Raw genomic sequence first — 13,991 nt, 5'->3', positions numbered from 1 at the left:
TCAGAGGACCCCGCCGCCACACCCCTCACCATCCTCCTTGCCATCGCAGCCGCACTGACCCTCGGCGGCATACTCGCCTTCCGCCGCCGCGACGTCGGCTAGCCGATCCTCGGCGGCGCGTCGAGTTGTTAACGTTGGCGAATGCCAGGCTGGCCACCTGGGCAGGTGCGAGCCGAGGTCTCGTCGACCGTGTGGCCGCATGCGAGACTCGGAGTGATCAGGGGTGGCTGGATGGTGCGCGGACGGCGAGGGATGGGGCCCGTGGCGATGGACGAGTGTGCGATCACGACGGGCCGGCTGAAGTGAGCGCGCCCCTGTACCAGCTGAAAGCGGAGTTCTTCAAGACGCTGGGTCACCCGGCGCGGATCCGGGTGCTGGAGCTGCTCAGCGAGCGCGATCACGCGGTGTCGGAGATGCTGCCCGAGGTGGGAATCGAAGCGGCGCATCTGTCCCAGCAGCTCGCGGTGCTGCGGCGTGCCGGACTCGTGCGATCCCGCAAGGACGGCTCCGCGGTCATCTACTCGCTGACCAGTCCACAGGTCGCCGAGCTGCTGGCGGTGGCCCGGGCGATCCTGACCGGCGTGCTGTCAGGGCAGGCCGACCTGCTGAACGACCTGCGCGCGACCAACGAACCGGCCGGGCCGCCGCGAGACGCGACCAACGAGCCGGCCGGGCCACCGCGAGACCGGTAGGCCCCATCTCGCGAGCCCGATCAGGTGTCGTCGGGAGTCTGGTGAGAGATGGTCAGCATCCGCAGCACCCCGACAGCGGTGTGGTGGAGCGCGGTGCGGGCCGTGCCCCACGCCCGTAGCGCCTGCGGGTCCGCGGGGTCCTGTGCGGTGCGGTGCGGCTGGCAGATCGCCACCGCCCACTCGGCGTTGACCGCCAGCATGACCGCCAGCTCGCCCAGCAGCCGGCGCCGTTCGGCCGCGGCCGTGTCCTCGGTGTCGGCCGTGGCCGCGGTGGCGGTGGCGAGGACCACGCGGTTGGCCAGCTCACGGCACTGATGCGCCGACGCCTCCCACACCGCCGTGTACTCGGCCAGGGGCGCTCGCGGCTCGGCCTGCTCCAACCCGGCCAGCAGTCCGCGCGCCAGCTGGAACAGTGCGGGTGCCTCATCGGGCACGGACACCTTCGTCACTCCTTTGGCGTGGCCGGACAGGCGGGCCGGGGGAATGTGCGGGCCTTCACGTATGCGCTATTGCTAAATTTAGCAACTCATTCAAAGAAAAGCCTGCGATGCGCGCACCGGCCGGCGCCGAAGTTCCCCATACGAGGACGAGCGGCGCGAACCCGCCACGCCTGTGAACGCAACGCCAGAAGATCGATGACGCCGCGGGCCAGGTCGCGGCCCGCGGCAGGTCCGCGAAAGCGACCCTGGCGGTCACGGTGGATCAGATAGCGCCCGACGGCAAGGGGTGCCGCACGCAGCTCAGCGAACGTGCCATTGGAACTCGCACTGGTCGGCGGTCCAGGCGGCGGCCTGGTCGCTCAGCGTGACCCCGAGGCCGGGACGGTCGGGGACGAGCATGCGGCCATCCTGAATCTCGAGGCGCTCGTTGAACAGCGGCTCCAGCCATTCGAAGTGCTCGACCCAGGGTTCCTGCGGGTAGGTGGCCGCCAGATGCAGGTGGATCTCCATCGCGAAGTGCGGGGCGAGCTGGAGGCGGTGGTGGTCGGCGAGCGCGGACAGGCGCAGGAACGGGGTGATCCCGCCGATCCGGGGCGCGTCGGGCTGGATGATGTCGGCCGCGCCCGCGCGGATCAGTTCGGCGTGCTCGGCGACGCTGGTGAGCATCTCGCCGGTCGCGATCGGAGTGTCGAGGGACGCGGCCAGCGCGGCGTGGCCCGCGTGGTCGTAGGCGTCCAGGGGTTCCTCGATCCATATCAGGTCGAACCGTTCGAGCACCCGGCCGAGGCGCCGCGCGGTCGCCCGGTCCCATTGCTGGTTGGCGTCGACCATCAGGGGGATGTCCTCGCCGAGCTTCTCGCGGACGGTTTCGACTCTGGTCAGGTCCACCTTGGAGTCGGGGTGACCGACCTTGATCTTGATGCCGCCGATGCCGCGTTCCAGCGAAGCCTTCGCGTTGTCGATGACCTGGTCGAGCGGTGTGTGCAGGAAGCCGCCGGAGGTGTTGTAGCACCGCACCGAATCGCGGTGGGCGCCGATGAGCTTGGCCAGCGGCAGGCCGGCGCGCTTGGCCTTGAGGTCCCATAGTGCGATGTCGATGGCCGCGATCGCCTGAGTCGCGAGACCGCTCCGCCCGACCGACGCGCCCGCCCAGACCAGCTTGTTCCAAATGCGCGCGATGTCGTTGGGGTCCTCACCGAGGAGTTCGGGGGCGATCTCCTTGGCGTGCGCGTACTGGCCGGGGCCGCCGGCCCGTTTGGAGTAGCCGAATCCGATGCCCTCGTGGCCGCTCTCCGTGCCGATCTCGGCGAACAGCATCGCCACCTCGGTCATCGGCTTCTGCCGGCCGGTGAACACCTTGGCGTCACTGATGGGCGTGTCGAGCGGCAGAGAAACGGAAGAGAGACGGACCTGGATGATGCGGTCGGTTGTCGTCACCGGAGCTCCTTGTTCATACAAGTCGGGGAGAAGACGCGTGGGAAAGGGATCGTGCGACTGTGAAGTTTTCATGCGACTGCCACGAACCACAGATGTGTGGCCAGGCCCAGGCCGCCGAGGGCGATGGCGATGCGCAGCGGCTTTTCCGGTAGCAGCCGGACGAAGGTTGGACCGATCCAGCTGCCCACCAGGCAGCCGATGGCCAGCACACCTGCGGCACCCCAGTGCACTGGGGCGAGCAAGGCGTAACCGATCGCCGCGATGACATTGGCCGCGCCGGTGGCCATGTTCTTGACGGCATTGGTCACGGGCAGTGGTTCGGCCAGCGCGATCGACAGCACCGCGAGCATCAGCACGCCCGACGCTGCGCCGAAGTAGCCGCAGTACACGCCGACCAGCACGATCGCCGCCGCGAGCGCCGGCGCCGAGCGCAGCGCCGGAGCTTGGGCGGCCTGGCCGCGCTCGGTGTGGTTGCCGGCCAGCCGGCGCAGGCGGTCACGCGCGAGCAGCAGCACCGACCCGAGCGCGATGAGCCACGGCACCACGAGCTCGAAGGCCTCGGGCGGCGTGCTCAGCAGCAACACCGCGCCCAGTGCTCCCCCGACGGAGGCCAATGCGATCAGCTTGACCAGACGGCGTCGCTGACCCCGCAACTCCTCCCGGGATCCGGCGGCGGACCCGACCGTGTTCGAGAACATCGCCACCGTGTTGGTGACGTTGGCGGCGATGGGCGACAGCCCGACGGCGAGCAGGGCCGGATAGCTGAACAGCGATGCGAGGCCGGCGATCGAACCGGCCAGGCCGGACGCGATTCCGGCGATCAGAAGCAGCGCCGTGGAACCCGCGTCCACCCCCTAGGACCCGGCGGCGAGGCCGGCGCCGTCAGTGAGGTCGACCGGTGCCATCCGCTCGATGGCCAGCCGGGTGCGCCGCATCGCCTCGACGATCTCGTCCCCGCGGCCGGCGTCGAGGCCCGCGACGGGCACCGAGCAGCTGATCGCGTCCATGGCGGGGGTGGTGTAGCGGAGCGCCAGGGCGAAGCAGGTGACGCCGACGTAGTTCTCCTCGTCGTCGATCGCGTATCCGCGCTCACGCGTCCGCTCCAGGTCGCGGATCAGCGAGTCGTAATCCGTCAGCGTGTTCGGCGTCAAGGGGGTGAGCTGGCGCGGCACGTGGGCGTCCACACTCGAGTCGAGGCGTTCGGCCAGCAGGGACTTGCCCATCGCGGTGCTGTAGGCCGGGAGCTGGCGGCCGACCCGGCTGAACGGGCGGATGTACCTGCTGGACTCCTTGGTCGCGAGATACACGATGTCGGCCCGTTCGAGGCGGCCGAAGTGGATGGTCTCGTCCAACTCGGTGCTCAGGTCGTTGATGAGCGGCTGGACGATGCGCAGGTAGGGATCGGTGTCCAGATAGGTCGTACCGGCCAGCAGGGCCCTGATGCCGACGCTGTACAGCGACCCGGTCGGGTCGGTACGGACCCAGCCGTGCTCGACCAGCGTGCGGATCAGCGCGTAGACGCTGCTCCTCGGCGCCCCGAGGGCCTCGCTGAGTTCCCGCAGGCGGGCCGGCCGGTTCTGGCGGGATGCGAGGAGTTCGAGCAGCTCCACTGTGCGCGCCGCGGATTTCACGCCTCGTACGCCCGTCTTCGCCGGCCCATCGGCGCGGTCTGCGTCGTCGGCGGCCTCGGAGGGTCGGCCCATGGCACTCCGTTCACGTAAGTCGCGTCACCAGACGGAAATGAGCTGTTCAAACTCTTGACACGATAACAGAGGATAGGCAAGCTGCTTGCCATGTAACTGAATGTCCACATATGGAGACAGGTTGATTGACACGTATACGGACGGGGCGGGACGTACCGCGTCGGCGGAGCAACGAACGGAGCGCGTCGCCACGGTGACCCGACGGCTGCGCGACGGGATGAGCGCGGCGGTGCTGTCGTTCCCGCTCACCCCTTTCGACGCCGACGGCGGGCTCGACCCGGACGGGTTCCGCTCCCACGTGCGTGAGCAGATCGCGGCGGGCCCGGGCGCCCTGTTCCCCTGCTGCGGCACGGGCGAGTTCTTCTCGCTCGCCGAGCCCGAATACGAAACCCTCGTCTCCATCGCGGTCGAAGAGTCCGACGGCGCGCTGCCGGTGGTCGCCGCGACCGGCTACGGCTGGGCGCAGGCGGCGCGCTTCGCCGCCATCGCCGAACGCGCCGGGGTAGACGCGCTGCTGCTGATGCCCCCGTACCTTGTCGAGGCGCCCCAGGCGGGCCTCGTGGAACACGTACGGCGGGTCGCCGCGACCACCGAGCTGCCGATCATCGTGTACCAGCGCACCCAGGTGAAGATCACAGCGTCCAGCGTTCCCGCGCTGGCGGCGATCCCGAACGTGATCGGTCTCAAGGACGGCCATTGCGATCTCGACCGGCTCCAGCGGCTCCGGCTCGCCGCTCCGCCCGAGTGGCTCTTCTTCAACGGCGCCGCCACCGCGGAGATGCAGGCGCGGCAGTACGCCAGCATCGGCGTCCCCGCGTACTCCTCGGCCGTGCACGCCTTCGCCCCCGAGATCTCCCGGGCATTCTTCCGCGCCTTCCAGGACGACGATCACGCACGGGTCGACGAGTTGCTGAGCGAGTTCTACGTCCCGCTGGTCGAGCTTCGTGACCAGGGCGTCGGGTACGCCGTCTCTCTCGTCAAGGCCGCGGCACGCCTGCGCGGCGCGAAGGTCGGCCCGGTGCGCGCGCCCCTCGCCGACCCGGCACCGGAGCACCTGGACGTACTGGACGCACTGCTGACCAAGGGGCTCGACCTGGTCGGCGCCACTCGTTAGCGCGTGCTCGTTAGGAGACCTCTGGATGCCTCGTCCCGTGCCGACGATCGTCAAGGCGACCGTCACCCCGATCCTGATCAGCGATCCACCGCTGCTCAACTGCCTCGGCGTGCACCAGCCCCACACGCCGCGGTCCATCGTCGAACTGGAGACCGACACCGGCGTCACCGGAGCCGGAGAGACCTACCTGTTCTACCGGTGGGCCGAGCACCCGGTGGAGGGTGCCTCGGAACTGGACGACGTCCGGGACCGGGACGACGTCGCCGCCATGCGAAAAGCCGACCCGGCGTGGACCCAGCCATCCCTTCCACGCTGGTAGATCAGGATTCTCTGGAGGATTGATGAAGATTCAGCCACGAATCTCCCGGCGCCGCGCCGGCACCGCCCTGCTCGCCGGCGCCGCCACGCTGGCCCTGTCCGCCTGCTCGGTGCAGGGTGGCAGTTCCGGCGGCGGCTCGGGCGACTACCCGAGCCGAGCGGTGGAGTTCACGGTTCCCAGCGACCCCGGCGGCAGCACGGACCTGATCACCCGGGCGCTGGCCAAGAGCATCGAGAAGCCGCTCGGCCAGAAAGGCGTCGTGGTCAACAAGCCGGGCGCCAACGGCAAGATCGCGGGCAAGGACGTGTTCTCCAGCAAACCCGACGGCTACCGGGTCGCGGTGATGCCGCAATCCCTGTTCGCGATCGGCCCGCTGGTGGTCAAGGACCCCGGCGCGATCAAGCTGGAGGACATGACCTTCGTCAAGGGCCTGACCGTCGAGGACTACGTGATGGTCGTGCCCGCCGACTCCAAGTACAAGACCGTCAAGGACATCCTCGCGGCCGGCAAGGTCAGGTACGGCACCTCGGGCGCCGGCACCGGCAACCAGCTCGCGCAGGCCCTGCTGTTCGGCAAGGCGAAGGTGAACGCGACCGCCATCCCGTTCGACGGCGGTGGCCCGCAGCTGACCGCGGTCCTCGGCCACAAGGTGGACGTGGGCACGGTGCATGTCGCCGAGGCTTACAAGCAGATCGAGGCCGGCAAGCTGCGGCCGCTGGTGGCGTTCTCGGCCAAGCGGCTCGAAGCCCTGCCGAACGTGCCGACCGCCACCGAGTCGGGTTACGACATCGTCGTCGACCAGCGCCGGTTCGTCGCCGCTCCCGCCGCACTGCCCACCGACGTCCGTGACAAGCTCGTCGCCGCGATCGACAAGGCGGTGGCCTCCCCCGAGTACACGCAGCTGCTCAAGCAGAACTACATCGGCCGGTGGGACGTGAACGGCGACCAGGTCTCCCAGCAGCTGACCAAGAGCCGTGACAACTTCACCAACCTGACCAGGACCCTCGGAATCAATCTCTCGGGTTCATGAGCACTCTCGACGAGACCACGCCGGTCAACGACCCGTATGAGGACGGCCCCGTCGCGCCCAGCCCCTCGTACGCGCACCGGCAGAACATCATCGCGGCGCTGGTGCCGCTCGCGATCGGCGTTATCGCGGCGGTTCTGTCCTCAGGGCTCGGAGTCGGCACCCTCGCCGATCCCGGGCCCGGCCTGTGGCCGCTCGTGGTCAGCGTGGCCATGGTGGTCATCGCGGCAGTACAGGTGCTGCGGTCCCGGCCCACCGGGGACGAGGAGAAGTTCACCGGTGAGGCGTGCATCGTCGCCGTCGCCGTCGTCTCGCTGATCGGCTTCGCGCTGCTGTTCGAACGCGTCGGGTTCGAGGTCCCCACGGTGGCGCTGCTGGTGCTGTGGCTGAAGGGCCTGGGACGCGAGTCGTGGCGGATCACGATCGTGCTCTCGCTCGCCGCCACCGCGGCCATCTACCTGCTGTTCATCACGGCGCTCGGCGTGTCACTGCCCCACATCGTGGCCTTCTAGGGGGTTGCCGATCATGGACTTCTTCTCCCCGGTGCTCGACGGGTTCGGGGTCGTCTTCCAGCCCGCGAACCTGCTCTACTGCCTGCTGGGCGTCACCCTGGGCATGCTGGTGGGCGTCCTGCCCGGCCTGGGACCGGCGGCCACCATCGCCGTGCTGCTGCCGATCACCTACAACATCGAGCCGACCGCGGCGATCATCATGCTCGCCGGGATCTTCTACGGCGCGCAGTACGGCGGCACGATCACCTCGGTGCTGCTGCGGCTGCCCGGCGAGGCCTCCAGCGTGGTCACCGCTCTGGACGGCCACGAGATGGCCAAACAGGGACGGGCCGGGGCGGCCCTGGGCATCTCGGCGATCGGCTCCTTCATCGGCGGGACGGTCGCGATCATCGCGCTGACCTTCGCCGCGCCGCTGGTGGCCGGATTCGCGCTGGACTTCGGCCCCGCCGAGTACACCATGCTCGCCCTGCTGGGCATCCTGCTGGTATCCACCCTGGGCACCGGGTCGGTGCCCAAGAGTCTGCTCATGGCGACGGTGGGGCTACTACTGGCGACCGTCGGCCAGGACCCGCTGGTCGGCACGGCCCGCCTGTCGTTCGGCATCGACGACCTGCTGGACGGCATCGACTTCGTGATCGTCGCGATGGGACTGTTCGGCGTCGGCGAGATCCTCTACAACCTGGAGTCGCTGCGCCGAAAGAGCCCGCCACCAGCAAAGATCGACTCGGTGTACCCGTCCCGCACGGACCTGAGCGAGTCCAAGGGCGCGATCTCCCGCGGCTCGCTCGTCGGTTTCCTGCTGGGCATCCTGCCGGGCGGTGGCGCGACGATGTCCTCGATGGTGGCGTACGCCGTGGAGAAGAAGGTCACCAAGAAGCCGGAGAAGTTCGGAAAGGGCGCCATCCAGGGGGTCGCGGGGCCGGAGAGCGCCAACAACGCCGCCGCCACGTCCTCGTTCATCCCGCTGCTGTCCCTGGGCATCCCGGCGAACGCGACGATGGCGGTCATGTTCGGCGCGCTGATGCTACAGGGCATCACACCTGGGCCGCTGCTGGTGGAGGAGAAGCCCGACCTGTTCTGGGGCGTCGTCAACTCGATGTACATCGGCAACCTGCTGCTGCTGGCGATGAGCCTGCCGCTGATCGGGTTGTTCGTGCGCATCCTGCGGATCCGGCCGGCGATCCTGGCACCGCTGACGATCCTGGTCACCATGATCGGCGTCTACACGGTGCGCAACAACGTGTTCGACATGTTCCTCGTGATCGGTCTCGGCGTCCTGGGCTACCTGATGAAGAAGGTCGGCTTCGAACCCGGCCCGCTGGTACTGGCGTTCGTGCTCGGCGGCATCCTGGAGTCCAACTTCCGGCGCTCGATGCGCACCTTCGGCGGCGATCTCGGCGGATTCCTCACCCAGCCGATCGCCGCGACCCTCCTGGGTTTGATCGTCCTTGTCGTCGTCGTCATTCCAGCGCTGCGCCTCGCGTACAAGCTCCGCGCCAAGGCATCCGCGCCTGAGCCCGCATCATCCACCAAAGAGAAAGAAACGCGTGTCTGAGGTCCTGAGCACAAATCCGCGCAGCATGCCGTCCCACAGGCGCCGTTGACGAAACTGCCAGGCTGACGGACGCCGAGACGCCTGAGCCCACATTGCGCCCCACCCGCTTCAGGCCCACCCCCGCCCGGATGGATCGGCGTCCTGCTCGGGCTCGGCAATGCCCGCACAGCGGCCCGGCCGGCTGGCGCAGTCGGCGCCCTCTCCGAGATCGCACTCCGACACCTCCGCAGCGGACGTGTCGGTCTGGAGCGGGCGTCGCGTCAGGTCGCGCAGCGGGAACAGCAGGGCGCTCTGGTGCTGGCTGATCAGCAGTACCATCGGCGTCCTGCCGGGAGGACGTGCCGAACTCTTCCGTCGCTTCCATCACTGCTCCCCTGGTCAGGGCTTCTCGGTGTAGACCTCGTCGACGGGCCGGCGCACGCTGGTGAAGGCGGCGCCGCCGGTTCCCAGGCGCATGAGCATCTGCGGGAGGTCGCCGGCGCAGAAGTGCATGCGGATCAGCTCCCGCAACTCCGGGACCTCGAGCGCCTGGGTGTGGAAGGCGGCCGCCACATCGCCTTCGAGGGTCGCGCGCAGCAACAGCCGCTGGAGAGCCTGGCCGGTGCGCAGCCAGTCCGCGGGCTTGTCGCCCTTGGTGGTCAGGACGCAGGCCACGCCGACCTCGGGCTCTTCGAGCCATTCCAGAATCGAGGCGTCGATGCCCCACCCGTGCCCCCGGGCGAAATCGCGGCCCGCGAAGTCCGGCTCCGTGCGCGCCGTCTCCTGCGGGTAGGCGGTCTCGTGCACGCCTTCCCTGCGGCGACTGCCGGGAGCAGGTGCCCAACGTCCCAGCTCGCCCCGGTACGCGGGGATCAACCTGTGCATGTGCTCAGCGGCCACCGTGAGCGCGGCGAGCGCGGCCTGAGCATTCGGATCCTCGATCAGGCACAGGCTCGCGCCCTCTCGCTGCGCCTCCCGGCGCAACGCCTCCAGCAGCGGCTCGGACACCTCACCGGGCTTGAACCCGCCCCGGTGAGTACGCCGGCGCCGGATCTGGTCGTACACGCGCTCGTTCTCCGGCGAGGCCGGCAACCCACCACTCCGCAGGCGGACGTCGGCCAGCAGGTTCGGCCGGTCCGGATCGGGCAGCAGCACGACCTCAGGCTCATACCCCTGGCGGCGGACGGCGACGCGCAACGTGAACAGGGCGGCGCCGCAGCTGATCAGCATCTCCCGGCCCGCCGGATCGGCGACCCCGAGCCGCCGGTCGGCATCGGCACGCAGCGTGATCCGGTCTCCCCGTCCGCTGAACAGCCAGGGCTGGGTGTTGTGAACGGAGGGCGCCCACGTCGCGTCCTCCACCGCCGAACGAGCGGCGGCCGCCAGCCGCGACATGTCCCTCCCTTGGTCCGGCTTCATGGCAAAGCTCCTTCACGCCGTGTGACCCCAGTCCAACAGCGGGTCGCTCCGCCCGGCAGGGCCGAACGTCCGCCATGTGAAAGACCTCCGGCCACAGATATCGGCGCCGGGATGGTGTTCTCGCTCCTGCGATAGGAGGTTGGAACCAGCGGACGCGGCGCCGCACGATTTCTCACCGGAACGGAGGGCGCTGATGGGCAAGGCCAAACGACTGCCCCGGGAGCTGTACGAAAAGGAGCTCTTCCGGTTGCAGTCAAAACTTGTAGACCTGCAGGAATGGGTGCGCACCGAAGGCACCCGCGTCGTGGTCGTGTTCGAGGGCCGCGACGCCGCGGGCAAGGGCAGCACGATCAAGCGCGTCACCGAGTTCCTGAACCCGCGCATCGCCCGGATCGTCGCGCTACCGGCCCCGACCGAACGCGAACGGACCGAATGGTACTTCCAGCGCTACATCGAACGGCTGCCCGCGGCCGGCGAGATCGTCCTCTTCGACCGGTCCTGGTACAACCGCGCGGGCGTGGAACGCGTGATGGGGTTCTGCACCAAGCAGGAGTACATGCGTTTCCTCCACCAATGCCCGATCTTCGAACGGCTGCTGGTCGAGGACGGCATTCTGCTGCGCAAGTACTGGTTCTCCGTCAGCGACGCCGAGCAGGAACGCCGGTTCCGCAACAGGCTCGACGACCCCATGCGCCGATGGAAGCTCTCACACATCGACCTGGAGTCGATCACCCGCTGGGAGGACTACTCCCGCGCCAAGGACGAGATGATGCTCCACACCGACATCCCCGAGGCGCCCTGGCACGTCGTGGAGAGCGAGGACAAACGGCGGGCACGGATCAACATGATCGCCCACCTCCTGTCCACCATCCCCTACCAGCCCGTCGAACGCGAACCGATCCATCTTCCGGACCGGCCACCGCCGCGAGGCTACGAACGCTCGCCACGTGACATGCAGACCTACGTCCCCGACCACTCCGCCACCCTGACCACCTGACAGCAAGCCTGCCGCAAAGGAGCACCGCCTGCCGCGTCAGTCCGACACCGCGCCCATACATTGTTGGCGACGCCGTCCTCGCCGGCTGCGTCCGGCCACGACACATCGTCGGGCGTCGTCGGTGGGCTGGATGGTCTCACCGAAAGTCGTCTGCGTGGTCGACAGCCCATTCATCGAAACTGGTCGCTGGGTGGCCCAGGATCGAATTCGCCGACGCTCCCGCCAGCTCCCATGACCAGGGTGGGCTTGCGGTCAAGACTCACCACAACCGGCTCCAATGCGCGTAGTCGCTACGCGCCATGGAGGCCCAGATCGACCGACAGGGCGTTCCGACGCCGCACCCTGCTGCAAGCAGCATAACTCCACGATCGGACAGCCAGCCTTTCTCCTGAGCTTCACCCGCCAGTTCGAGATCAATGACCTCGTCGGCGAACATGATCGCCTCGTTCATGTCGTGTGCGAGCTGCGTTACTCGGCTGCTTGATGGAACGGGATGGAACGCCTCCTGGGTAAGGCCCGCATCACCAGCCCGGGGCCTTGTTCAGCTGGCACCCCGCATCGACCAGTGTGCGCACCTCATGGGGGAACTCATGCTCAACTCGGCAAAGCGTGCCTGTGCGGCCGGTCTGCTGGCGTCGGCGTCCGGTGTCATGGCGGTGGCAGGCGCCGGCGCGTCGACGGCTGCGCCGGACGGTGGATCGTCGGGCACGGTGTACGTGTCGGGCGCTACGGACGGGACCGTCACGGCCCTGTCGATCGACGCGCGCGGCCGGCTCGCCCGGATCGGCGCGCCGGTGGCGGCGAGCCCGGAGGTACGCGGCGTGGTGCTGACGCCCGACGGCCGGTTCGCCTACGCCGCCGGCTTCGCAGGCGGACCGGACGGTGCCGGCGACATCGTGCCGTTCGCCGTGCGGCCGTCCGGCGAGCTGGTCAGGCTCGGCGATCCGGTGCCCGCCGACGGCGGGCCGTTCGGGATGGCGATGGCGCCGAACGGGCGGACGTTCTACGCGACGGCTCCAGAGCAGAACCTGATCCTGGCGTTCAGGGTCGGCGCCGACGGCCGGCCCGTCCCGCTCGGCACGCTGCCGTCCGGCGGCACCAACCCGCGGGGCGTGGTCGTCGCGCCGGACGGCCGTCACGTCTACGTCGTCAACGGCACCCGCGACGTCCAGATCGAGAACACCCTGGCCGTCTTCCGGGTGCGGGCGAACGGATCGCTGCAGCCGACCGGCCGCAGCGCCGCCCTCGGCAAGGGCGCGTTCGCCTCCCAGGCCGCGTTCACTCCCGACGGCCGGTTCGTCTACGTCGCGTTGCAGGTCGGCAATCAGGTCCTGGCGTTCCGCACCGCCGGCGAACAGCCGACCCCGATCGGCTCCGCACCCGCCCCCAACGCCACCGAGGGAGTCGCGATGGCCCCGGACGGGCGCAATCTCTACACCGCGAGCGTGCGGGGAGAACTCAACCCCGACGGCGCCAGCGCCGTCGCCGCCTACCGGATCGGCGACGACGGACAGATCGCCCCGATCGGGCAGCCGAACACCGAAGGCTTCTCTCCGGTGGGCGTGGCGGTCACCCCCGACGGCCGGCACGTGGTCGCCGCCAACAGCGGCCGCGAGGACATCGACACCAGCGACGTCTCCTCCTTCAGCCGCGTCCCGCCCACCGGGGCCCTCGGCACCATCCCCGGCTCGCCGTTCCAGGTGCACCCGGGCGGCCCCGGCTTCCAGGGGATCAACGTCGCGCCGAACCAGGGACCGGTCGCACGGTTCTCAGCCGCGCCACGCCCGCAGGACGGCCGCGTCATCGCCTTCGACGCCCGCGCCTCGGCCGATCCAGACGGCCGGGTCGCCCGCTACGACTGGGACTTCGGCGACGGAACCACGCTCGCCGACGGCGGCCCGGCACCCCAGCACCGCTACCCGCGGACGGGCACCTTCACCGTCCGGCTGACGGTGACCGACGATGAGGGCTGCGCCGACCGGCAGGTCTTCACGGGTGTCGCCGTCCTGTGCAACGGCACCGCCGCCGCCCGATCCCAGCTTCCCGTCCCCGTCCGCTGACAGACAGGCCCGCTCGGACGACGTCAGCCCCCACAACCGTTGGCGGCTCGCTCCACGAGTTCGGGGGCGCGATCCCAGTCGGGCGAGTCGGCTGCGGAACGACCTCCTACACCCGCAGAACCGGCGACCCGCTCCCGATGTTCCGCCAGTGCAAACGTCCCGGCAAGAAGCTTTGATGGTCCGGCGAGCTAGGCCAGGCAGTTGAGAATGGCGCGTGCAAGGAAGCCCAGCCGACGAGCTGACCAAGATCACGACGGCGGTGGCTGCCGTGCTGGTCGCTGCGCTGCTAAACCTCTCCGCCCAGCTCGCCGTCCGACACTGCCCCGCCTCCGAAGCGTTCTACCAGCGCAAACGTGCCGAGGGAAAGAACCACAAGCAGGCGATCCTGGCGCTGCCTGAACGTGCTGTGGGCACTCATCCGCGACGGCCGCACCTTCCAACCGAGCCCTCCACTACCCGCAGCAGCCTGACCTGGGACTTCGCCGCTCTGTGACTAGGCACAGGCACAAAAAGGCGCGCGCGAACGTCAGCCGCTTCCTCGTGCGCCCCGCTTGCGTTCTTGCTACGAGTCACACGACAACTATTCCGCGCACGCGTGCCTGTGGACCGACGTCGGGGCGGGATCAGTCGTCGGCGAAGGACGGGGCCTCACCCCTGAGTGTGGACACCTTGGAGACTGGATCTTGAGGTCCAGGGGAAGAGATGTCACTGATGGCTCTGAAGAACTACCCGGAGGA

At 69.1% G+C, this 13,991-nt stretch carries 16 protein-coding genes; 9 read left to right on the top strand and 7 right to left on the bottom strand.

Annotated features, from left to right (window positions below):
• Positions 1 to 302: 302 nt before the first annotated feature.
• Complete coding sequence (locus ACGFNU_RS50610) at positions 303 to 692, top strand: ArsR/SmtB family transcription factor (protein WP_392604159.1); 390 nt, start codon at positions 303 to 305, stop codon at positions 690 to 692.
• Between the two features lie 20 nt (positions 693 to 712).
• On the opposite strand, the gene ACGFNU_RS50605 is transcribed toward ACGFNU_RS50610, so the two are convergent.
• The 4 genes from ACGFNU_RS50605 to ACGFNU_RS50590 form a co-directional block, all read right to left on the bottom strand.
• Positions 713 to 1,132, bottom strand: coding sequence for a hypothetical protein (locus ACGFNU_RS50605; protein ID WP_392604157.1), 420 nt, complete (start codon positions 1,130 to 1,132; stop codon positions 713 to 715).
• Positions 1,133 to 1,432: 300 nt separating this feature from the next.
• Entirely contained in the window at positions 1,433 to 2,569 is a 1,137-nt protein-coding gene (locus tag ACGFNU_RS50600) for a mandelate racemase/muconate lactonizing enzyme family protein (protein WP_392604155.1), read from the bottom strand.
• 68 nt (positions 2,570 to 2,637) lie between these two features.
• Positions 2,638 to 3,420 (bottom strand): sulfite exporter TauE/SafE family protein, encoded by a 783-nt coding sequence (locus ACGFNU_RS50595; protein WP_392604152.1) that lies wholly within the window; start codon positions 3,418 to 3,420, stop codon positions 2,638 to 2,640.
• 3 nt (positions 3,421 to 3,423) lie between these two features.
• Positions 3,424 to 4,272: an IclR family transcriptional regulator gene (locus tag ACGFNU_RS50590; RefSeq protein ID WP_392604149.1), complete on the bottom strand. Its 849-nt coding sequence runs from the start codon at positions 4,270 to 4,272 to the stop codon at positions 3,424 to 3,426.
• Between the two features lie 121 nt (positions 4,273 to 4,393).
• On the opposite strand from ACGFNU_RS50590, the gene ACGFNU_RS50585 reads away from it, so the two are divergent.
• The 5 genes from ACGFNU_RS50585 to ACGFNU_RS50565 are packed head-to-tail and all read left to right on the top strand — an operon-like array spanning position 4,394 to position 8,799.
• On the top strand, positions 4,394 to 5,386 hold the full coding sequence (locus tag ACGFNU_RS50585; RefSeq protein ID WP_392604145.1) for a 5-dehydro-4-deoxyglucarate dehydratase: 993 nt from the start codon (positions 4,394 to 4,396) through the stop codon (positions 5,384 to 5,386).
• Positions 5,387 to 5,411: 25 nt separating this feature from the next.
• The gene (locus tag ACGFNU_RS50580; protein WP_392604143.1) at positions 5,412 to 5,705 is read left to right on the top strand and encodes a hypothetical protein; all 294 of its coding nucleotides are present in this window, start codon (positions 5,412 to 5,414) and stop codon (positions 5,703 to 5,705) included.
• A gap of 22 nt (positions 5,706 to 5,727) precedes the next feature.
• Positions 5,728 to 6,735 carry a Bug family tripartite tricarboxylate transporter substrate binding protein gene (locus tag ACGFNU_RS50575; RefSeq protein WP_392604141.1) on the top strand — a complete coding sequence of 336 codons (1,008 nt, stop codon included), beginning with the start codon at positions 5,728 to 5,730 and terminating at the stop codon, positions 6,733 to 6,735.
• Entirely contained in the window at positions 6,732 to 7,244 is a 513-nt protein-coding gene (locus ACGFNU_RS50570; RefSeq protein ID WP_392604139.1) for a tripartite tricarboxylate transporter TctB family protein, read from the top strand. The genes ACGFNU_RS50575 and ACGFNU_RS50570 overlap by 4 nt, the downstream gene beginning before the upstream one ends.
• Before the next feature lie 13 nt (positions 7,245 to 7,257).
• Positions 7,258 to 8,799 carry a tripartite tricarboxylate transporter permease gene (locus ACGFNU_RS50565; protein ID WP_392604137.1) on the top strand — a complete coding sequence of 514 codons (1,542 nt, stop codon included), beginning with the start codon at positions 7,258 to 7,260 and terminating at the stop codon, positions 8,797 to 8,799.
• 108 nt (positions 8,800 to 8,907) lie between these two features.
• Here ACGFNU_RS50565 and ACGFNU_RS50560 read toward each other — a convergent pair whose 3' ends face one another.
• Together ACGFNU_RS50560 and ACGFNU_RS50555 are read right to left on the bottom strand one after the other, a co-directional pair.
• Positions 8,908 to 9,117 (bottom strand): hypothetical protein, encoded by a 210-nt coding sequence (locus ACGFNU_RS50560; RefSeq protein WP_392604135.1) that lies wholly within the window; start codon positions 9,115 to 9,117, stop codon positions 8,908 to 8,910.
• Positions 9,118 to 9,177: 60 nt separating this feature from the next.
• Positions 9,178 to 10,197: an Acg family FMN-binding oxidoreductase gene (locus tag ACGFNU_RS50555; protein WP_392604133.1), complete on the bottom strand. Its 1,020-nt coding sequence runs from the start codon at positions 10,195 to 10,197 to the stop codon at positions 9,178 to 9,180.
• Positions 10,198 to 10,390: 193 nt separating this feature from the next.
• Between ACGFNU_RS50555 and ppk2 the strand changes: the two genes are divergently transcribed.
• A complete protein-coding gene (ppk2, locus tag ACGFNU_RS50550; RefSeq protein ID WP_392604131.1) occupies positions 10,391 to 11,194 on the top strand; it encodes a polyphosphate kinase 2 in 804 nt (267 codons plus the stop codon).
• Positions 11,195 to 11,453: 259 nt separating this feature from the next.
• On the opposite strand, the gene ACGFNU_RS50545 is transcribed toward ppk2, so the two are convergent.
• Entirely contained in the window at positions 11,454 to 11,645 is a 192-nt protein-coding gene (locus tag ACGFNU_RS50545; RefSeq protein WP_392604129.1) for a hypothetical protein, read from the bottom strand.
• Between the two features lie 139 nt (positions 11,646 to 11,784).
• On the opposite strand from ACGFNU_RS50545, the gene ACGFNU_RS50540 reads away from it, so the two are divergent.
• Entirely contained in the window at positions 11,785 to 13,254 is a 1,470-nt protein-coding gene (locus ACGFNU_RS50540; RefSeq protein ID WP_392604127.1) for a beta-propeller fold lactonase family protein, read from the top strand.
• A 214-nt stretch (positions 13,255 to 13,468) separates the two neighbouring features.
• Entirely contained in the window at positions 13,469 to 13,747 is a 279-nt protein-coding gene (locus ACGFNU_RS50535) for a hypothetical protein (RefSeq protein WP_392604125.1), read from the top strand.
• Positions 13,748 to 13,991: the final 244 nt, after the last annotated feature.

It is taken from the genome of Spirillospora sp. NPDC048911 (assembly GCF_043198015.1).
Classification (GTDB): Bacteria; Actinomycetota; Actinomycetes; order Streptosporangiales; family Streptosporangiaceae; genus Spirillospora.
The sequence above is the reverse complement of the archived record's forward strand: the minus strand, read 5'-3'. Positions and strand labels throughout refer to the sequence as shown.